The following is a 17,424-nucleotide window of genomic DNA, read 5'->3' as shown; positions in this document are numbered from 1 at the left end:
CGCCGGACATAGGGGAGGCCCTAAGCTGCCGCTCATGTTGAAGGTGGGGTTGACCGGCGGAATCGGTGCCGGCAAAAGCGAGGTGTCCCGGCTGCTCGTGGAGCGCGGGGCTGTTCTGATCGACGCCGACAAGATCGCGCGAGAGGTCGTCGAGCCCGGCACGCCGGGCCTTGCGGCCGTCGTCGAGGCGTTCGGGGAGCAGGTGCTCGCCCCCGACGGCAGCCTGGACCGGCCGAAGCTCGGCTCGATCGTCTTCGCCGACGCCGACCGGCTCGCCACCCTGAACACGATCGTGCACCCGCTGGTGGGCGCCCGGTCCGCGGAGCTGGAGCGCGCGGCGGGTCCCGACTCCGTCGTCGTCCACGACGTCCCGCTGCTCGCCGAGAACGGCCTCGCCCCGCTCTACGACCTCGTGATCGTCGTCGACGCGTCCCCCGAGACCCAGCTGGACCGGCTGACCCGGCTGCGCGGCATGAGCGAGGAGGACGCGCGGGCCCGGATGGCCGCCCAGGCCACCCGCGACAAGCGCCGCGAGATCGCCGATGTCGTCATCGACAACGACGTGCCGCTGGAGAAGCTCACGGAGCAGGTCGACGCGGTCTGGGCCGAGCTGGTGCGCCGGGCGCGCGCCGCCGACGCGTGATCGTCCTCGCCGCGTGCACCGCGATCGGCGGTCTGATCGCCCTGCTCGCAGGGGCGTACGGGATACGGCGCACCCGCCGCACCCGGACCGCGGGAAACGTGGTGGACGCCCTCGTCAAACCCCCGCAGCCCGGCGCCGAGCGGCCGCTGCTCCAGTTCGAGACGGTCGACGGGCGGGTGATCGAGGTCGCCTCGCCGGTGCCGCCCGGCAAGCGCACACCGCTGACCGCGGGCGCCGTGGTCCGGGTCGCGTACGACGTCGATGACCCGCGCGAGACGGTGGTGCTGGGCGGTGAACGACCGGGAGTCGACCGAGGGTTCATGATCGCCGGAGCGGTCCTCGTCCTGGTGGGCATGGTGCTCGCGGTGGCCCTGAGCTGAGTGTCCCGGGGGTGCGCGGCGGGCAGGAATAGCATCTACGGTCCGCGGTGTTGACGAGAGCGACAGGTCGGCACCAGAAGGGAGTTCGCCGTGCCCGACGCCACCCCGGAGACGCACGTCATCGACTACCGCGCCGCCGAGCAGCTCCTTGCCGCACGCGATCCGCGCGGCGCGGTGAAGCTGCTCGACGACGTGATCGCCGCCCATCCCGAGCACACGGCTGCCCGCCTCCTGCGTGCCCGTGCCTTCTTCGCCGCGGCCCAACTGCGCGCCGCCGAGCTGGAGTTCTCCATCGTCCTCGAGCGCGAGCCGGACAACGCGTTCGCGCACTTCGCGCTGGCCAGGACGTACGAGCGCGGGGCGCGGCCCGACCAGGCCCGCCGGCACTTCCGGCTCGCCGCCGCGCTCGACCCGCAGCCCGAGTACCTGGCGGCGGCCCGCTTCGACTCGTAGGCCGTCGTGGGCCCCTCAGGGAGCCTTTCGATACGGTGGGACGTCGCGGCCCGGCTGGTAGTGGGGGCCCTGGCGGATGTGGCGGAGGATCATGAACAGGTCGACCGTCGTGACCAGCCACAGCACACCGCAGGCCAGCGCCCACCACGGCCGGTGCGCCAGCAGGAAGGCGACCGTGCCGAAGACGGTCCACACCAGGCCGAACAGCGCGAGTCCGAGCCGCAGACGCAGGGGGCTACGAGCGGTGACCGGCTCGTCACCGGTGCGCACCAGATGCATGTGCATGGTCACCATCCCCTCTGCGCGAAGAGGCTCCCTCTCCAGGGTGCCACGACCGAGGGAGAGGGTGTGCCCCGACGACGTGTCCCGGCGCAGCCTCGCCGATCCAGGAGGGCGCTGAAGGTCTTGGCTGGGCCCGCGGGCTCGTGCCGTGGTGGCCGACCCGGCACTTCCGCGGCGACCTCTACCGGCTGGGGCGGCTCCAGTTCGAGCGGGCGCGGCTCGACCGGCGTACGGGCACGGCGGCCGTCGGCGCCGGGGCGGGGGCCGGTCCCCGGCGCGCCCTGCCTCGGCGTGCACATCCCCGACTTCCGCGGACCGATGACGCCCGAGGCGTGCGACGACTCGATCGGGCGCGCCGCGGCGTCCTTCGCACGGCACTTCCCCGAGGAGCCGATGCGGGTGGCCGTGTGCCAGTCGTGGCTCCTGGACCGGCAGTTGAGGCAGTACCCGCCGGCCGACTCCAACATCGTCCGCTTCCAGGACCGCTTCCGTATCGCGTACGTCTCCGAGGAGGCTCCCGATGCCGGGGCGGTGAGCCGGGAACTGCGGTGCGGGGGCCGTGCGTTCCCTGTCCATGAGCCTAGAGATGCGAGCGGGATACGAAGGGACGGGGCCGGGCGCGATCACGCCCGACGGCTGTGCGGTCGAGCTGTACTCGAGAATGCCCGAAGAGGGCGAGTCGGAGATCGTCGCGGGAGCCGTGCCCGCGGGCGCGACCCTGCTCGAACTCGGCTGCGGGGTGGGCCGGGTGACGCACCCGCTGATCGAGCGCGGCTTCAAGGTGACGGCGGTGGACGAGTCGCCGGAGATGCTGGAGCGGGTGCGCGGGGCGCGGACCGTGCGCAGCACCATCGAGGGCCTCGACCTCGGCGAGACGTTCGACGTGGTGATGCTCGCGTCGATCCTGGTCCACACGGGGGACGCGGCGGTGCGGCGCGGCATGCTGGACGCCTGCCGGCGCCATGTCGCCGAGAACGGCTGTGTGTTGATCCAGCGCGAGGGCGAGGGCGCGCACGACAACCTGCCGCGGGAGGTCACCATCCCGGACACCTGCACCATCCGCAAGCTGCACTCGGAGCCGGTCGGTGACGGAGTCCGCTCGGTCAAGGTGGAGTACGAGTTCCCCGACGCGGTGTGGACGCAGACCTACCGGGTCCGCCCGCTCACCGAGTCGGAGTTCGAACAGGCCCTGGCGGAGGCCGGGTTGAGGATCGACCGGGTGCTCACCGACGACGGGCGGTGGGTGCGCGCGGTGCCTGCGTAATTCCCGTGGAAGCTCGCCGGGACCGATGAGTTCGGCGGCGGTGTCCGGTCTACCTCTGTGACAGCACATCCTGCAGATACGTCACCGAGGAGTCCCCATGACGAACATCGCCGCCCCCGTCGCTCCGGCCGCCCCGGCCCGCTCCCGCGCCGCCCGCATCACGCTGCGCACGGTGACCGTCGCGCTCGCCCTGTTCTTCGCGTTCGCGAGCGCCCTGCCCAAGCTGCTCGCGGTCTCCGCGGCGGTCGACTCGTTCGACACGATCGGCTGGGGTGCGCCGGGCATGTACGCGATCGGCATCCTCGAACTCGCCGGGGCGATCGGCCTGCTGGTGCCCGTGCTCTCCGGTGTCACGCCGATCGCGCTCAGTGCCCTGATGGTCGGCGCGTGCGTCACCCAGATCGTCTCCTTCGGCGGGGAGAACGCGGCGACGCCGCTGATCCTCATCGTCCCCCTGGCCGTCCTGGCCTGGACCCGCCGCGCTCACAACCGCGACCTGGTCGCCCTGGTGAGGCGCGGAGCCTGAGGGTGCGCCGAGTGCGACCGCCCCCGAGCCGGCCAGTACCTGGCCGGCTCGCAGGCATGGGTGCAGATGCGGGATCTCAGGGCTGCCCGGCGTCGGGGCCCTGCCCAAAGACGCCGCGCAGCCGCTCCAGTTCACGGCGGTCGCGCTTCGTCGGACGGCCCGTGCCCCGGTCGCGGATGCCGACCGGGGCCACGACCTCGCGCGGCGGGGGCGGCGGGCTGTTGTCGACGTAGGCCTCGACCGCGACGGGGGCGCCGACCCGCTTGCGCAGCAGCCGTTTGACGACCACCAAGCGCTCGGGGAGCCCGGGTTGGCGCAGCCGTACCTCGTCGCCGACGCGCAGCGCCTGCGCCGGCTTCGCGCTCGTACCGTTGACCTTGACGTGCCCGCCCTTGCAGGCCGCGGCGCCCGCCGAGCGCGTCTTGACCAGGCGCACGGACCAGATCCAGACGTCGACGCGCACACTGTCGCCGCCACCCGGAGCCGCCGGCCCGCGCGGCGCCTGTGAAGTCTCCGATGCCATGCGCCGAGCCTAATGCGGATCCCCTCCCCGATGTCGTGCCGCTCGGCGAGCCCTGGTCCGACACCTCTCACCCCACACGGATAATCCGGGCGAAACCCCCCGTATCCGATGTGATCGATTCCGATGCGATCGATGCATTCGACAGTGAGAGGCGTGGACGTCATGGCCGCGATGGACCGGGACCCGGACAACGACCCGAACGACCTCCAGGGCGCAGTGGACCGACTGATGGACGGGCTGGTGTCCGACCTGGAGCGGCTCGCCGCCATCCCGTCCGTCGCGTTCCCCGGCTTCCCGGCCGGGCCGGTCCAGGAGGCGCACGACCTGCTCGTCGGCCTCCTGCGCGACGTCGGAGTCGAGCGCGTCGAGCGGATCGACCTGCCCGACACCGCGCCCGTCATCTTCGGCGAGATCCCGCCGCCGAGCCCCGACGCCCCGACCGTCCTGCTCTACTCGCACTACGACGTCCAGCCGCCCGGCGACGAGAGCCTGTGGGACTCGCCGCCCTTCGAGCCGACCCCGGTCGAGGGCGGCCTGCGCGCCCGCGGCATCGCCGACGACAAGTCCAACGTCATCGCCCACCTCGGCATGCTCCGCGCCTTCGGCGGCCGCCCGCCCGTCGGCGTCAAGATCGTCTTCGAGGGGCAGGAGGAGTACGGCAGCCCCTTCGACGGCTACCCGCCCACCGACCCGGACCGGTTCGCCTGCGACGCCATGGTCATCGCCGACCTCGGGAACCTGCGCCCCGGCACCCCCACCCTCACCACCGGGCTGCGCGGCGCCGCCGAGGTCACCGTCGAGGTCCGCACCCTCCAGGAGCCGCGTCACAGCGGCGAGTTCGGCGGCGCCGCCCCCGACGCGCTGCTCACCCTCCTCAAGGCCCTCGCCACCCTCCACGACGTCCACGGCGACGTCGCCGTCGAGGGGCTGCGCCGCGAGGAGTGGACCGGCGCCGGCTACACCGAGGACGAGTTCCGCGACCTCGCCGGTGTCACCGAGGGCCTCCCGCTGCTCGGCAGCGGCAGCCTCGGCGAGCGCCTGTGGTCGGGCCCCGCGATCACCGTCATCGGCGTCGACGCCCCCACCGTCGAAGGCGCCGCGTCCGCCGTCGTCCCGTACGCCCGCGCCAAGCTGAACCTCCGCTTCCACCCGCGGCAGGACCCGAACGAGGCCCAGGACCACCTCGTCCGCCATCTGCGCGCCCTCAGGCCCTTCGGCATCCCGCTCACCGTCACCCCCGGCGACACGGGGCCCGGCTACGAGGCGGCCACCGGCGGCCCCGCCTACCGTGCCGCCCGCGCCGCGCTCAAGGAAGCGTGGGGCAGCGAGGCCTCGTACGTCGCGACCGGCGGCTCCATCCCCCTGGTCAACGGGCTCGCCCAGGCCGCGCCGAACGCCGAGGTGCTGCTCTTCGGCGCCCAGGACAACCTCTGCAACCTGCACGCCCCCAACGAACGCGTCCTGTTCTCCGAACTGCGCGCCACCGTCGTCGCGATGTGCGCCTTCGTGCGCGAGTACGCGGCCGACTTCCGGAAGGCGAACGCGTCGTGAGCACCGACGTCGACACGGCGCGGGACCCTCAACAGCCGCCCGCCAGGAAGAAGTTCACGTTCCCCAGCGCCCTGACCGTCCTCGCCGTCGTCACGATCGCGGTGTGGATCCTCGCCTTCCTGATCCCGTCGGGGACGTACGACAGGAACGGCGACGGCGCCCCGGTCGAGGGGACGTACCACCGCGTCGGCTCGGGCCAGTCCTTCGTGGACCGGCTCAACGACCTGTTCCTCTCCCCGGTCAACGGCCTCTACGGCATCCAGGACCCGAAGACCTCCCTCGTCGGCCCCGACAACTCCGGTGACCTGTACGGCAGTGCGGGCGTCTTCCTGTTCGTGCTGGCCATCGGCGCGTTCATCACCGTCGTCTTCGCGACCGGCGCCCTCGACCGCGGCATCGGCCGCCTCGCGCACCGCCTGCGCGAGCGCGGCGCGCTGCTCATCGCGGGCGTGATGGTCGTCTTCTCGGTCCTCGGCACGGTCGAGGGATTCGCCGAGGAGACCCTCGGGTTCTACGGCCTGATCGTGCCGCTCATGCTCGCGCTCGGCTACGACCGGATGACCGCTGTCGGCGCGATCATCCTCGGCGCCGGCGTCGGTGTGCTCTGCTCGACGGTCAACCCGTTCGCGACCGGCGTCGCCTCCTCCGCCGCCGACATCTCCCTCGGCGACGGCATCGCGCTGCGCTTCGCGATGTGGATCGTGCTGACCGCGGTCACGGTCGCGTACGTCATCCGCTACGCGAAGCGCGTACAGAGGAATCCGGCACGCTCGCTCTCCGGGTTCCTGCCCGGTGACCAGGACCGTGACCAGGCCGCGTCCGACGCCGCCGAGGTCCCCGAACTGACCGCGCTGCACAAGGCGGTCCTCGTCGTCACCGCGCTCGTCTTCGTCTTCATGATCTTCTCGGTCGTGCCGTGGGCGAGCGCCCTGACCGGGGACGCCGACGCGACCCCGTACGGCTTCGAACTCGACTGGTCCTTCCCGCAGTTGGCGGCGCTGTTCCTGTGCGCGGCGGTGCTCGTCGGGCTCGTCGCGCGGATGGGCGAGCAGAGGATCAGCTCGACGATCATCCAGGGCGCGGCCGACTTCATCTCGCCCGCGCTGGTCATCCTCCTCGCCCGCGGCGTCACCGTGATCATGAACAACTCGAAGATCACCGACACCGTCCTGCACGCGATCGAGGGCGTCGTGAAAGGCACCTCGTCCGGCGTCTTCGCGATCATCGTCTTCGTCGTGAACCTGCCGCTCGCCTTCCTCATCCCGTCCACCTCCGGCCACGCCACCCTCGCCATGCCGATCCTCGCGCCGCTCGCCGACTTCGCGGGCGTCTCGCGCGCGGTCGTCGTCACCGCCTGGCAGTCGGCCAGCGGCTGGATGAACCTGTGGGTGCCGACCACCGCCGTCACCATCGGCGGCGTCGCCCTCGCCAAGGTCGGCTACGACAAGTACCTGCGGTTCGTGTGGCCGCTGCTCGCGATCCTGTTCCTGCTGATCTGCGCGTTCGTGGCGCTGGGCGCGGCCTTCACGTGACCCCCTACCGTGGGGACGATGGACGGTCTCGGAGAACTCGACGAGCGCATCAGCCACTGCCGGGCCTGCCCCCGGCTGGTCGACTGGCGTGAGGAGGTCGCCCGCACCAAGCGGGCGGCCTTCGCCGACCAGACCTACTGGGGCAGGCCCGTTCCCGGCTTCGGCCCGCACGACGCGTCGCTCCTGATCATCGGCCTCGCGCCCGCCGCGCACGGCGGCAACCGCACCGGCCGCATGTTCACCGGGGACCGCTCCGGTGACGTGCTCTTCCGGGCCCTGTACGACATCGGGCTCGCCTCCCGGCCCGACGCGGTGGGCGCCGACGACGGACTGACCCTGTACGGCGTCCGCGTCACGGCTCCCGTGCACTGCGCGCCGCCCGCCAACAAGCCGACCCCGGCCGAGCGCGACACCTGCCGCCCCTGGCTCGTCCAGGAACTGAACCTGCTCCGGCCGACCCTGCGCGCGGTCGTGGTGCTCGGCGCGTTCGGCTGGCAGGCGGCGCTGCCCGCGTTCGCCGCCGCGGGCTGGCCGGTGCCGCGCCCCCGCCCGGTCTTCGCGCACGGCGCCCGCGCCGATCTCGACGGGCTCGGCCTGTACGGCTGCTACCACGTCAGCCAGCGCAACACCTTCACGGGACGGCTCACTCCCGAGATGCTGCGCACGACCCTGAGCACGGCGGCGCGCGCGGCCGGCCTCCAGGTGGCCCCGAACGGAGCAGCAGATCAGGAGCGTACGGACGAGTCTTCCTAGCGTGAGAGGGTGACGATGCCTACGACGACAGCGCCGCCCACGAGCAGGCCACCGGCCGCGGCGTACGTGAACCTCGTGATGGCCACGGTCGGCTTCACGCTCACCTTCTGGGCGTGGAACCTCATCGCCCCGCTCGGCAGCGCCTTCGGCGACAGCCTGGGACTCAGCTCGTTCGAGCAGTCGTTCCTCGTCGCCGTGCCGGTGATCGTCGGTTCGCTCGGCCGCATCCCGGCCGGCGCCCTCACCGACCGCTACGGCGCCAAGCTGATGTTCCCGCTGGTGACCGCGTTGACGATCATCCCGGTGCTGCTCGTGCCGCTGGCCCGCGACTCCTACCTCGCGATGATCCTCGTGGGCTTCCTGCTCGGCCTCGGCGGCACCACGTTCGCCATCGGCATCCCCCTGGTGAACTCCTGGTTCCCGCCCGCCAAGCGCGGCGCGGCCCTCGGCATCTTCGGCATGGGCATGGGCGGTGTCGCCCTGTCCGGCTACTTCACGCCGCGCATCGCCAAGCACGGTGAGAACCTGCCGTTCTACATCGTGGCGATCGCCCTCGCCGCGTACGTCGTCGTCTCCTGGTTCCTGCTCAGCGACCACCCGGACCGGCTGATCCCGACCACCTCGCTCGGGCAGCGGCTCGGCAGCGCGGGCAAGCTGCGCGTGACGTGGGAGCTGTCCGCGCTGTACGCGATCGGCTTCGGCGGCATCGTCGCCTACGGCACGTACCTGCCGACGTATCTGAAGACCTGGTACGAGCTCGACCCCGTCGACGCGGGCACCAAGGCCGCCGGGTTCGCGCTCGTCACGGTCATCTTCCGGCCGCTCGGCGGCTGGCTGTCCGACCGCGTCCACCCGGCGATCATCACGGCCGGGGCCCTCGCCGTCGTGGCGGTGTTCGCCATCGTGCAGGCCTTCGAACCCTCGCTCGCGCCCGGCGGCACGATCGACCTCCTGGTCATGGCGGCCGGCCTCGGCACCGCGAGCGGCAGCGTCTTCGCCCTCGTCTCGCAGGTCACGCCACAGCCGCAGGTCGGCTCGGTGACCGGCATCGTCGGCGCGATGGGCGGCCTCGGCGGCTTCGTCCCGCCGCTGGTGATGGGCGCGATCTACAGCGCCAAGGGGTCGTACTCCATCGGCTTCATGCTCCTGTCGGACCTGGCGCTCGCCGGCTGCGTGTACGCGTACGGGCGGATGCGGACCGTGAAAGCCGAGTGAGACCGGGCGGGTCCGCGGCATAGGCTCGCCCGATGCCTCTGTACCCGGACATCGAACCGTACGACCAAGGCCGTCTCGACGTCGGCGACGGCAACCGGATCCACTGGGAGACCTGCGGCAACCCGCACGGCAAGCCGGCGCTCGCGCTGCACGGCGGGCCCGGATCCGGCGCCTCGCCCTTCATGCGGCGGCTCTTCGACCCCGAGCGGTACCGCATCGTCCTGCTCGACCAGCGCGGCGCGGGCCGCTCCACGCCGTCGGCGCGCGCGTACGACACCGACATGAGCGTCAACACGCTCCCGCACCTGATCGCCGACCTGGAGCTCCTGCGCACGCACCTCGGGATCGAGCGCTGGCTGGTGTGGGGCGTCTCCTTCGGGTCCGTGCTCGCGCTGCGGTACGCGCAGACGCACCGCGACGCCGTCACCGCGCTGGTCCTCACGGGCCTGGCCACCGGCAGCCGCGCCGAGGTGGAGCTGATGACGCGCGGGCTCGGGAAGGTGTTCCCCGAGGCGTTCGCGGCGTTCCTCGACGCGCTGCCCGAGGACGAGCGTGACGGTGACCTGACGGCGGCGTACAACCGGCTTCTGGAGTCGCCGGATCCCGCGGTGCGCGAGCGGGCCGCGCTCGCCTGGACCGACTGGGAGACCGCGGTCGCCTCGCAGCCGCCGCGCTCCGTTGCCCGCTACCAGGACCCGGGGTTCCGCTACGGATTCGCGCGGACGGTCACGCACTACTGGTCCCAGGACCACTTCCTCGGCGGCCCGGAGACGGTGCTGCGCGACGCGGACCGGCTCAAGGGCATCCCCGGCGTCATCGTCCAGGGCACCCTGGACTTCCAGAATCTGGTGGGCCTGCCGTGGCGGCTCGCGCAGGCCTGGCCGGACGCGCGGCTGGTGAGCGTGGACGACGTCGGGCACAACGCGGGCGCCCCCGGCATGACGGACCGGCTCGTCGCCGCCACCGACTTCTTCAGCGGCCCCGGCGCCGCCTGACCCGCTCGCCCTGGGGCTCGATGAACTGCAACTCCAGGGCGACCGGCGCCGGTGCGACCCCGGGGCCGCCGGCCTCGGCCCACGCCAGGATCTCGTCCGTCGCGTCGTCGCCCAGGGACCAGCCGATCCACGCCGCCCTGCCGCCGCGGGCGCGGCCCTGGGCGGACGGCTGGAGCACGACCACGTTCGCCTGGTCGCAGGGCCCGAGGCAGTCGCTGACCCGCACGGCGAACCGGCCGCCGGAGGCCTGTGCCGCCGTCCGCAGCCGCTCCAGCTGCCAGTCGTGGTCGTAGCCGGGGTACTTGCGGGCGTCGCCGCAGCAGCAGCCGCGGCAGACGACGAGGGTGCAGGGGCGGGTGCGGGCGGCGCCTATCAGGGTGGGCACGAGTCTCCTGGGAAGAGGTGGCTGACCGTGGAACGGTAGTTGGTCCGTACGTGGGCCAGCGCCACCGCCCTCGCCCGCTCCGGGTCGCCCGCGGCCACGGCGTCGTACAACTCCCGGTGTTCGGCGAGCTGTTGGGGCCATTCCTCGTTGCGCCTGGTCATCCAGCGCAGCCGCCCGTCGACCGGCTGCATCACCGTGCTGAGCAGGCTGTTGCCCGCCATGGCCAGGAGCCGGTCGTGGAAGCGGGTGTTGACGTCCGTGATGGTCTCGGCGTCGTCGCCGCGCGTGGCGCGGGCCGCGAGGTCGAGGAGCTCCTCCAGATGCGCGAGGTCGTCCCGCGTCGCCCGCTCGGCGGCGAGCCCGGCCGCGTAGACCTCCAACGCCTCGCGCAGTTCGAAGAGTTCGGTGACGTCGGTGCGCGTCAGGGTGCGGACCACCGCCCTGCGCGGCGTCTCGAACGTCACGAACCCCTCGGCGAGCAGTGCGCGGATCGCCTCGCGCACCGGGACCCGCGACACCCCGAACCGGTCCGCGAGCTCCCGCTCGACCAGCCGGTCGCCGGGGCGCAGACGGCCGCCGATGATGTCCTGCCGCAGCGTGCCGAGGACGCGTTCGCGTACCGCGCCCAGAGGTTCCACCGTCGTCATGCCCCCATCTTCGCCGATGCGCCCGGGTGTTCGGGCCCGGGGTGTTTTACCGAGCCGTAACCGCACGGACATTGCCGAGTGCCGTCGGGAGCGGGAACATGACCGCTGTTTGGTATACCAAACAGCCGCTGCGACGCCGTACGTGCCGCATGTCCCCGTCCCCTGGGAGGCTCACCCATGTCTGTCGCCGAACCCGTGCAGACGCAAAACAGCCACGCCTTCGTCCCCGACCCGCGCCTGGTCAACGAGGACCTCGCCCCCGCCGGCGAACGCAAGTGGAAGGTCTTCGACCTCTTCGCGCTGTGGATGTCCGACGTCCACAACCTCGGCAACTACACGTTCGCCGCGGGCCTGTTGGTGCTCGGCCTCAACGCCTGGCAGATCTTCACCGCCCTGCTCATCGGCTTCGTGCTCATCTACGCGGGCTGCAACGCGATGGGCCGCATAGGCCAGCGCCACGGCGTCCCGTTCCCGGTCGTCAGCCGCATCAGCTTCGGCGTCTGGGGAGCCAACATCCCCGCGCTCGTCCGCGCCGTGATCGCCATCATGTGGTACGGAATCCAGACATATCTGGCCTCCGTGGCGGTGAACGTCATGGTGCTCGCCGCCTTCCCCGGCATGGAGTCCTGGACCCACCACTCGTTCCTCGGCCTGCACGCGCTCGGCTGGGCGTCCTTCCTGACCCTCTGGCTGATCCAGTCCCTGATCATCACGCAGGGCATGGAGTCGGTCCGCAAGTTCCAGGACTTCTGCGGCCCGGCGATCTGGGTCGTGATGCTCGCCCTGGCCGTCTGGATCTGGGCGAAGGCGGGGTGGACGATCTCCCTGACCACGACGCCGCACCCGGTGTCGACCGGCGAGCAGTTCCGCCAGTGGTTCGGCGCGATCGGCCTGATCCTCGCCACGTACGGCACGCTGATGCTCAACTTCTGCGACTTCTCCCGCTTCGCGCCGGACTACAAGACCGTGCGCCGCGGCAACTTCTGGGGCCTGCCCGTCAACTCCACGGCGTTCGTGGTCCTCTCCGTCGTGGTGACCGCAGGCAGCCTGGAGGTCTTCGGCGAGGCCATCACCGACCCGGCGCTGCTCGTCGCGAAGATCGGCAACACCTGGGTCCTCGTCTTCGGAGCGCTGACCTTCGCCATCGCCACGATGGGCGTCAACATCGTCGCCAACTTCGTCTCACCCGCGTACGACCTGGCCAACGTCTGGCCGCAGAAGATCACGTTCAAGGTCGGCGGCGCGATCTCGACGGTGGCGGCGCTCGTCGTCACCCCGTGGAACCTGTACTCGAACCCGAACGTCGTCAACTACTTCCTGGGCGGCCTCGGCGCCTTCCTCGGCCCCCTCTTCGGGATCATCATGCTCGACTACTTCTGGGTGAAGCGGGGCCGGATCGACGACGCGGCCCTCTTCGACGCGACGCCGGGATCCCCCTACTACTACCGGCGCGGCGTGAACCCGAAGGCGCTCGCGGCATTCGTACCGTCGGCGTCCCTCGCGGTCGTCCTCGCCCTCGTCCCGTACTTCGACCAGGTCGCCGCCTACTCGTGGTTCATCGGGACGGCGGTGGCGGCCGGCCTGTACGGGCTGATCTGCCGCTCGGAGCGTACGGCGACCGATGTGGCCTCTTCCGTGGCCGCGACGGAGGTCTGACGCACTGTGAGCACCATGAGCCGCACGCACATCCTCGTCACCAACTGCAACACCACGCTCGCCATGACGGACGAGATCACGGCGGGCGCGCGGGCCGCGGCGTCGCCGGGCACGACGATCACGGGGCTGACGCCGGCGTGGGGCGTCGAATCCGCGGAGGGGTGGCTCGACAGCTACCTCTCGGCGGCGGCGGTCCTCGACGCCCTGCGCACCTACGACGGCGAGCCGTACGACGCGGTCGTCATGGCCGGCTTCGGCGAGCACGGCCGGGAAGGCGCACGGGAGTTGGTGGGCGTCCCGGTCGTCGACATCACGGAGGCGGCGGCCCACCTCGCCTGTCTCCTGGGCCGCAGGTACGGGGTCGTCACCACCCTCGACCGCTCCTGCGGCCAGATCGAGGACAGCCTCCTGACCGCGGGCGTCGGCGCGCACTGCGCGGCGGTGGCGGGCACGGGCCTCGGCGTCCTCGAACTCGACGACCCGGCACGGGTGGAAGAAGCCTTCGTGACCGCCGCGCGGAAGGTCCTCGCGGCGGGCGCGGAGGTCCTCGTCCTCGGCTGCGCGGGCATGACGGGCCTGGAACGGACGGTCTCCGCGCGCCTCGGCGTCCCCGTCGTCGACGGCGTCGCGGCGGCGGTCCGTCTGGCCGAGTCGCTGGTGGGCCTCGGCCTCGGGACGAGCCGGGTGGGCGGCTACGCGCGGCCGGAACAGAAGGGGAGGGTGTGGGGCCGGACCGCGGCCCTGGCACGGCCGAACGAGTGCACCCCGGGGTAACCCGACCCGTCGCGCACGGCTGGGCCCGGGGGCTGCGCCCATCATCCGACAATGCCCCTGCCTTACGTACCCTTCCTGCGGCCGCTGCTGGGGGCCGCACTGGCGGCGTTCCTGACCCTCGGCGCCGCTCCCGCTCCCGGGGCGTCGGCCCCCGCGACCGTCTTCTGGGTCGACCCGCACACGGCGGCGGCCCGGCAGGCGGCCGCGTACCGCAAGCAGCACCGCTGGGCCGACGCCCGCCTGATCGACCGCATCGCCACCCGCCCCCAGGCGGCCTGGCTCAACAACCCGAACCCCGGCCCCGCCGTCCGCGCCGTCACCACGGCGGCGGCCCGCGCCCGCCGCACCGTGGTCCTGGTGGCCTACCACATCCCGCACCGGGACTGCGGGGCGTACTCCTCGGGCGGCGCGCGCGACGCCGCGGCCTACCGCGCGTACGTCAACTCCTTCGCGGCGGGCCTGGGTTCACGGGGCGCGTACGTGATCCTTGAGCCGGACGCGGTGGCGTCGACGGTGGCGGGCTGCGCCGGCGCCAACACCCGCGAGCGCTACGCCCTCCTCTCCTACGCCGTCCACCGCCTCAAGCGCCAGCCGCACACCCGCGTCTACCTGGACGCGGGCAACGCGACCTGGATCCCCGACGTACGGCGCCTGGTCGGCCCCCTGCGGTCGTCGGGCGTGGACGCGGCGGACGGCGTCGCCCTGAACGTCTCCAACTACCGTACGAACAAAGAGACTTCGGCCTACGGCCACCGCCTGGTGTCAGCTCTTGGTGGTTCCGGTGGTGCTCCCCGCCTCCACTTCGTCATCGACACCAGCCGCAACGGCAACGGCCCCTGGCACGGCCCCGACGCCTGGTGCAACCCTCCGGGTCGAGCCCTCGGCACCCCGCCGACGACCCGCACCGGCGACCCGGCCCTGGACGCGTACCTGTGGGTGAAACGCCCGGGCGAGTCGGACGGGACGTGCCGGGGCGGGCCGTCGGCGGGGCGGTGGTGGGCGGGGCGGGCTTTGGAGTTGGCGCGGAACGCTGAGGGGTGAGCCTGGACTGAGGCTCACTGGCGAGGAGGGAGAGCGGCGCGGGCGGCCCTGAAGGCGGCAGGGCCGACATCGCTGAAGGTGGGCCGACGGCTGCTGTTACCGAGGGAAGCGCCGCCGAGCGCGCAGTCGGCGCAGAGGCCGGTTTCCTGGCCGAAGGGCAGTGGGTCGCGGCATTCCGGGCAATCGACGATGTGACGCCATTGCCGTTTGCGCGCCGGTCGCTTGCGCTCAAGGCGGTCGGCGATCAGGTGCTCGGGCGAGTAGACCTTCGCAGGCAGCCCGGCGGTGACGGCATCGGTGATGTCCGTGACGCCAGCGCCTCGGTCGAGCCAGTCGGCCACGGCCGGAGCGAGACGCTTGACGGCGCGGTCGGTGAGCCTGAGCCGGGGGGCGACCGAGGCGAGACGGCAGAGGATGCGGGTGGCCTCGGCGGTGTGGCGCTGCTGGCCGCCGGGTTCGTCTACGTCGCCGGAATCCCCCTGCGGCTCCACGGCCTCGGCGGGAGGGTGGGGAGGGTTCTTTCCCCTGTCCTTTGATGGATTGCTTTCCCTAAGGGGCGTGCCCGCCGCCCCGGTGGTCTGGGGTGTGGTTCCCGTAGGTGTGGGAACCGGAGCGGGTTGGAGGGCGAGGTACGGGAGTTCGTACACGTCGACGGTGGAATGGATGCGACGGGCCGTGGGCGTGTGATGCGTGGTGGTGACCCAGTAGCCGAACTGGCGGAGTTCTTCGACCGCCTTGGAGACGGTGCGTCGGCTCTGCCGGAAGTTGTCGGACAGAGTGCGTACGTTGATCTTCGCGCCGTTCGGCATGGACAGGACGTAGGCGAGGATGCCGCGCGCGGTGTGGGAGATGCGGGGATCCTGCATCGCCTTGTTGTCGATGATCACGAACTCACGCTCGTGCGTGGGGATACGATGGATCTGCATGGGGAGTTTTGGCTCCTTGTGCCGGACCCCGGGGTGTTGCGAGCACCGCCGGGGTCACCTGTGTATTGGGTTGTGGGCCGCCGCCTTGAGGGCGGGAGCAGGGCCGAGAGTCGCACAACTGGTTTGTGTTGGCTGAAAGTTCGGTGGAGTGTCCCCCGAACGAGTGTCGTATCGGGTCCGTCATCTCTTGCGGCTGCGGGCGTTGGCCTCGGCTACGCGGGCACTGAGTGTCGCGGTACGAGTCATGATCTCCATGTGGTCGGGGGCGGCGTCCCACTCACGTCCGCCCCCCAACGGTCGGAGCTGTACGTGCGGCCCCTCGTAGCCCATGACTACGCCGATACGCCCGAAGGCAGTGTCGTGAACGGTCGCGCCGATCGCGGGCCTGGGACAGCTGGGCGGGGTCATACGTCGACCGCCTTCACGATCGCCGCGGCGAGTGCGTGGGCCACGGGGGCGGAGCAGACGCCTAGGTGGACGAGGGCGTAGGGGGCGGTCGACTCGTTGTCGTCGTCCCAGGGGGTGCGGACGTCCATGGTGGGGAGCTGGATGCCGGCCCGTGTGAGGGCGGAGGCGAGGGCGTCTCGGGCTTCGGCGGCTTCTTGGACTTTTGGGTTTGGGGTGGGGTTCGTCATGGGTGTGCTGGCTCCTTGAGCGTTGGGTGACTCCAGATTCTTGATTTCTCGCTATATGTCATGAGACGCGCAACTACTGTGCGTAGTACGCGTGTTATGAGGATGGGCTGACGGAACGGTGGCGACACCGAGGCCGACTGGTGTTTCCCCGACGGGGCGCGGTAGTTCCACAAATTCCACAGCCATACGTGATGGAGGGGAGCGGGCGTGCCTCAACGGCGAGTGATCACGGGCCGCAGCCAGGAGCCGCGTCAGCGGTTCGCCGAGGAGCTGCGGCGACGACGGACCAAACGCGGCCAGAGCCTGCGGGAGTTGGGTGAGCGTCTGGGCTGGGACTGGTCGTTGTTCGGCAAGATGGAGAAGGGGGAGACGCTCGGCGGGCCGGAGGTCGTCGAGGCTCTGGACCAGCACTACGGGACGGCGGGCATGCTGCTGGTGCTGTGGGAGCTGGCGATGGGGGACAAGTCGCAGTTCAAAGAGCGGTATCGGCGGTACATGCAGTTGGAGGCGGAGGCGGTGAGCTTGTGGCATCTGGCGATGGGGGTAGTGCCCGGTTTGCTTCAAACTGCCGCATATGCAGGGGAGTTGCTTTTGTCTGGCGGCCTCAGGGGCGATGAGCTGGACAGGCAGGTTGATGCCCGTATGGGACGGGCGAAGTACTGGAAAGGGAACTGGCGCCCCCATTCCGGAGCATCATGTCCGAGGCGGTACTGCGCACGCCGCTGAAGGATGCGGAAACGTGGCGGGAACAACTGGGCCACCTCTTGGCAGCGACGAAGAGGGGGAATGTCACGGTGCAGGTACTGCCGTTCAACGTTGGGGTGCACGGCCTGATGAACGGCAGCACCATGTTCCTGCGACTGCAGGACGGGCGTACCGTGGCCTATACGGAAGGTGGCTACCAGGGGCAACTCATCGAAGAAACCGCACCTGTTGAGCGGCTGCAGCTCACGTACGATGCGGTGCGCGACCTGGCGCTGTCCCCAGCTGAGTCGCGAGAGTTCATCCTGCGCATCCTGGAGGAAGTCCCGTGCGATCCCTCGACTTGAGCGCTACCACGTGGCGCAAGAGCAGCTACAGCAATCAGGATGGCGGTGAGTGTGTTGAGGTGTCAGACGATTTCGCTGCGACAGTCCCCGTGCGAGACAGCAAGAACACGCTCGGCCCGGTGCTCATCTTCGAGGCCGGCGGGTGGGCGTCGTTCGTGGCCGCTCTCAAGGAAGATCAGCTGAGCTGCTGAGGG

21 protein-coding genes and 2 pseudogenes are annotated in these 17,424 nt (G+C 71.2%); 16 read left to right on the top strand and 7 right to left on the bottom strand.

Translation table 11 applies throughout. The features are described 5' to 3' along the window. Window positions 1–34: 34 nt before the first annotated feature. The 3 genes from coaE to AB0L37_RS13200 all read left to right on the top strand — a co-directional run bounded on the left by coaE (window position 35) and on the right by AB0L37_RS13200 (window position 1,476). Window positions 35–643 (top strand): dephospho-CoA kinase, encoded by a 609-nt coding sequence (gene coaE, locus AB0L37_RS13210; RefSeq protein ID WP_365503812.1) that lies wholly within the window; start codon window positions 35–37, stop codon window positions 641–643. Next, complete coding sequence (locus tag AB0L37_RS13205) at window positions 640–1,023, top strand: DUF3592 domain-containing protein (protein WP_365503810.1); 384 nt, start codon at window positions 640–642, stop codon at window positions 1,021–1,023. Before coaE ends, AB0L37_RS13205 begins: the two co-directional genes overlap by 4 nt. A gap of 90 nt (window positions 1,024–1,113) precedes the next feature. After that, window positions 1,114–1,476, top strand: a complete 363-nt coding sequence (locus AB0L37_RS13200) for a tetratricopeptide repeat protein (RefSeq protein WP_365503808.1) — start codon at window positions 1,114–1,116, stop codon at window positions 1,474–1,476. A gap of 15 nt (window positions 1,477–1,491) precedes the next feature. Here AB0L37_RS13200 and AB0L37_RS13195 read toward each other — a convergent pair whose 3' ends face one another. Next, window positions 1,492–1,755 carry a DUF6343 family protein gene (locus AB0L37_RS13195; protein ID WP_365504229.1) on the bottom strand — a complete coding sequence of 88 codons (264 nt, stop codon included), beginning with the start codon at window positions 1,753–1,755 and terminating at the stop codon, window positions 1,492–1,494. Between AB0L37_RS13195 and AB0L37_RS13190 the strand changes: the two are divergent. The 3 genes and pseudogenes from AB0L37_RS13190 to AB0L37_RS13180 form a co-directional block, all read left to right on the top strand. Further along, a pseudogene (locus AB0L37_RS13190) lies at window positions 1,750–2,217 on the top strand (hypothetical protein); the annotation flags it as partial. The gene AB0L37_RS13195 and the pseudogene AB0L37_RS13190 overlap by 6 nt on opposite strands. A 127-nt stretch (window positions 2,218–2,344) precedes the next feature. Then, window positions 2,345–3,022 carry a class I SAM-dependent methyltransferase gene (locus AB0L37_RS13185; RefSeq protein WP_365503806.1) on the top strand — a complete coding sequence of 226 codons (678 nt, stop codon included), beginning with the start codon at window positions 2,345–2,347 and terminating at the stop codon, window positions 3,020–3,022. A 97-nt stretch (window positions 3,023–3,119) separates the two neighbouring features. Then, window positions 3,120–3,548, top strand: a complete 429-nt coding sequence (locus AB0L37_RS13180; protein ID WP_365503804.1) for a DoxX family protein — start codon at window positions 3,120–3,122, stop codon at window positions 3,546–3,548. Between the two features lie 76 nt (window positions 3,549–3,624). Here the strand turns inward: AB0L37_RS13180 and AB0L37_RS13175 are convergent, their stop codons facing one another. After that, window positions 3,625–4,071 (bottom strand): RNA-binding S4 domain-containing protein, encoded by a 447-nt coding sequence (locus AB0L37_RS13175; RefSeq protein ID WP_365503802.1) that lies wholly within the window; start codon window positions 4,069–4,071, stop codon window positions 3,625–3,627. A gap of 162 nt (window positions 4,072–4,233) precedes the next feature. Here AB0L37_RS13175 and AB0L37_RS13170 point away from each other — a divergent pair, with 162 nt between their 5' ends. From AB0L37_RS13170 to pip, 5 genes are read left to right on the top strand one after another with little or no spacing between them, the layout of a single operon-like run. After that, on the top strand, window positions 4,234–5,622 hold the full coding sequence (locus AB0L37_RS13170; protein WP_365504227.1) for a M20/M25/M40 family metallo-hydrolase: 1,389 nt from the start codon (window positions 4,234–4,236) through the stop codon (window positions 5,620–5,622). Next, a complete protein-coding gene (locus AB0L37_RS13165) occupies window positions 5,619–7,154 on the top strand; it encodes a YfcC family protein (RefSeq protein ID WP_365503800.1) in 1,536 nt (511 codons plus the stop codon). The genes AB0L37_RS13170 and AB0L37_RS13165 overlap by 4 nt, the downstream gene beginning before the upstream one ends. An 18-nt stretch (window positions 7,155–7,172) precedes the next feature. After that, on the top strand, window positions 7,173–7,907 hold the full coding sequence (locus tag AB0L37_RS13160; protein ID WP_365503798.1) for a uracil-DNA glycosylase: 735 nt from the start codon (window positions 7,173–7,175) through the stop codon (window positions 7,905–7,907). Window positions 7,908–7,922: 15 nt separating this feature from the next. Then, window positions 7,923–9,122: an MFS transporter gene (locus AB0L37_RS13155; protein ID WP_365503796.1), complete on the top strand. Its 1,200-nt coding sequence runs from the start codon at window positions 7,923–7,925 to the stop codon at window positions 9,120–9,122. Window positions 9,123–9,154: 32 nt separating this feature from the next. Beyond that, on the top strand, window positions 9,155–10,117 hold the full coding sequence (pip, locus tag AB0L37_RS13150; protein ID WP_365503794.1) for a prolyl aminopeptidase: 963 nt from the start codon (window positions 9,155–9,157) through the stop codon (window positions 10,115–10,117). Here the strand turns inward: pip and AB0L37_RS13145 are convergent. Beyond that, the gene (locus AB0L37_RS13145) at window positions 10,095–10,502 is read right to left on the bottom strand and encodes a (2Fe-2S) ferredoxin domain-containing protein (RefSeq protein ID WP_365503792.1); all 408 of its coding nucleotides are present in this window, start codon (window positions 10,500–10,502) and stop codon (window positions 10,095–10,097) included. The genes pip and AB0L37_RS13145 overlap by 23 nt on opposite strands. Continuing rightward, window positions 10,490–11,149 carry a GntR family transcriptional regulator gene (locus AB0L37_RS13140; RefSeq protein WP_365503790.1) on the bottom strand — a complete coding sequence of 220 codons (660 nt, stop codon included), beginning with the start codon at window positions 11,147–11,149 and terminating at the stop codon, window positions 10,490–10,492. Before AB0L37_RS13140 ends, AB0L37_RS13145 begins: the two co-directional genes overlap by 13 nt. 177 nt (window positions 11,150–11,326) lie before the next feature. Here AB0L37_RS13140 and AB0L37_RS13135 point away from each other — a divergent pair, with 177 nt between their 5' ends. Genes AB0L37_RS13135 through AB0L37_RS13125 form a run of 3 tightly spaced genes read left to right on the top strand, consistent with a single transcriptional unit; the run spans window position 11,327 to window position 14,620 of the window. Further along, window positions 11,327–12,805, top strand: a complete 1,479-nt coding sequence (locus AB0L37_RS13135; protein ID WP_365503788.1) for an NCS1 family nucleobase:cation symporter-1 — start codon at window positions 11,327–11,329, stop codon at window positions 12,803–12,805. A gap of 15 nt (window positions 12,806–12,820) precedes the next feature. Further along, window positions 12,821–13,579: an aspartate/glutamate racemase family protein gene (locus AB0L37_RS13130; RefSeq protein ID WP_365503786.1), complete on the top strand. Its 759-nt coding sequence runs from the start codon at window positions 12,821–12,823 to the stop codon at window positions 13,577–13,579. A gap of 51 nt (window positions 13,580–13,630) precedes the next feature. Beyond that, window positions 13,631–14,620, top strand: coding sequence for a glycoside hydrolase family 6 protein (locus AB0L37_RS13125; protein WP_365503784.1), 990 nt, complete (start codon window positions 13,631–13,633; stop codon window positions 14,618–14,620). Window positions 14,621–14,634: 14 nt separating this feature from the next. Here AB0L37_RS13125 and AB0L37_RS13120 read toward each other — a convergent pair whose 3' ends face one another. From AB0L37_RS13120 to AB0L37_RS13110, 3 genes are all read right to left on the bottom strand, one after another. Next, complete coding sequence (locus AB0L37_RS13120) at window positions 14,635–15,546, bottom strand: helix-turn-helix domain-containing protein (protein WP_365503782.1); 912 nt, start codon at window positions 15,544–15,546, stop codon at window positions 14,635–14,637. Between the two features lie 180 nt (window positions 15,547–15,726). Then, complete coding sequence (locus AB0L37_RS13115; protein WP_365503780.1) at window positions 15,727–15,954, bottom strand: hypothetical protein; 228 nt, start codon at window positions 15,952–15,954, stop codon at window positions 15,727–15,729. Beyond that, window positions 15,951–16,181 carry a hypothetical protein gene (locus AB0L37_RS13110; RefSeq protein WP_365503778.1) on the bottom strand — a complete coding sequence of 77 codons (231 nt, stop codon included), beginning with the start codon at window positions 16,179–16,181 and terminating at the stop codon, window positions 15,951–15,953. Before AB0L37_RS13110 ends, AB0L37_RS13115 begins: the two co-directional genes overlap by 4 nt. 207 nt (window positions 16,182–16,388) lie before the next feature. Between AB0L37_RS13110 and AB0L37_RS13105 the strand changes: the two are divergent. Next, window positions 16,389–17,230, top strand: a pseudogene (locus tag AB0L37_RS13105) (helix-turn-helix transcriptional regulator). Beyond that, window positions 17,212–17,421 carry a DUF397 domain-containing protein gene (locus AB0L37_RS13100; protein ID WP_365503776.1) on the top strand — a complete coding sequence of 70 codons (210 nt, stop codon included), beginning with the start codon at window positions 17,212–17,214 and terminating at the stop codon, window positions 17,419–17,421. Before AB0L37_RS13105 ends, AB0L37_RS13100 begins: the two are co-directional and overlap by 19 nt. The last annotated feature ends 3 nt before the right edge of the window (window positions 17,422–17,424 follow it).

Origin of the sequence: Streptomyces sp. NPDC052225 (genome assembly GCF_040679615.1) — a bacterium.
GTDB lineage: Bacteria > Actinomycetota > Actinomycetes > Streptomycetales > Streptomycetaceae > Streptomyces.
This window is presented reverse-complemented; position numbering and strand designations above follow the sequence as displayed.

Coding starts and splice junctions, on each gene's coding strand:
- coaE (WP_365503812.1), top strand. CDS start 35: ATGTTGAAGGTGGGGTTGACCGGCGGAATCGGTGCCGGCAAAAGCGAG.
- AB0L37_RS13195 (WP_365504229.1), bottom strand. CDS start 1,755: ATGCATCTGGTGCGCACCGGTGACGAGCCGGTCACCGCTCGTAGCCCC.
- AB0L37_RS13185 (WP_365503806.1), top strand. CDS start 2,345: ATGCGAGCGGGATACGAAGGGACGGGGCCGGGCGCGATCACGCCCGAC.
- AB0L37_RS13180 (WP_365503804.1), top strand. CDS start 3,120: ATGACGAACATCGCCGCCCCCGTCGCTCCGGCCGCCCCGGCCCGCTCC.
- AB0L37_RS13175 (WP_365503802.1), bottom strand. CDS start 4,071: ATGGCATCGGAGACTTCACAGGCGCCGCGCGGGCCGGCGGCTCCGGGT.
- AB0L37_RS13170 (WP_365504227.1), top strand. CDS start 4,234: ATGGCCGCGATGGACCGGGACCCGGACAACGACCCGAACGACCTCCAG.
- AB0L37_RS13160 (WP_365503798.1), top strand. CDS start 7,173: ATGGACGGTCTCGGAGAACTCGACGAGCGCATCAGCCACTGCCGGGCC.
- AB0L37_RS13155 (WP_365503796.1), top strand. CDS start 7,923: ATGCCTACGACGACAGCGCCGCCCACGAGCAGGCCACCGGCCGCGGCG.
- pip (WP_365503794.1), top strand. CDS start 9,155: ATGCCTCTGTACCCGGACATCGAACCGTACGACCAAGGCCGTCTCGAC.
- AB0L37_RS13140 (WP_365503790.1), bottom strand. CDS start 11,149: ATGACGACGGTGGAACCTCTGGGCGCGGTACGCGAACGCGTCCTCGGC.
- AB0L37_RS13135 (WP_365503788.1), top strand. CDS start 11,327: ATGTCTGTCGCCGAACCCGTGCAGACGCAAAACAGCCACGCCTTCGTC.
- AB0L37_RS13130 (WP_365503786.1), top strand. CDS start 12,821: ATGAGCCGCACGCACATCCTCGTCACCAACTGCAACACCACGCTCGCC.
- AB0L37_RS13125 (WP_365503784.1), top strand. CDS start 13,631: ATGCCCCTGCCTTACGTACCCTTCCTGCGGCCGCTGCTGGGGGCCGCA.
- AB0L37_RS13120 (WP_365503782.1), bottom strand. CDS start 15,546: ATGCAGATCCATCGTATCCCCACGCACGAGCGTGAGTTCGTGATCATC.
- AB0L37_RS13115 (WP_365503780.1), bottom strand. CDS start 15,954: ATGACCCCGCCCAGCTGTCCCAGGCCCGCGATCGGCGCGACCGTTCAC.
- AB0L37_RS13110 (WP_365503778.1), bottom strand. CDS start 16,181: ATGACGAACCCCACCCCAAACCCAAAAGTCCAAGAAGCCGCCGAAGCC.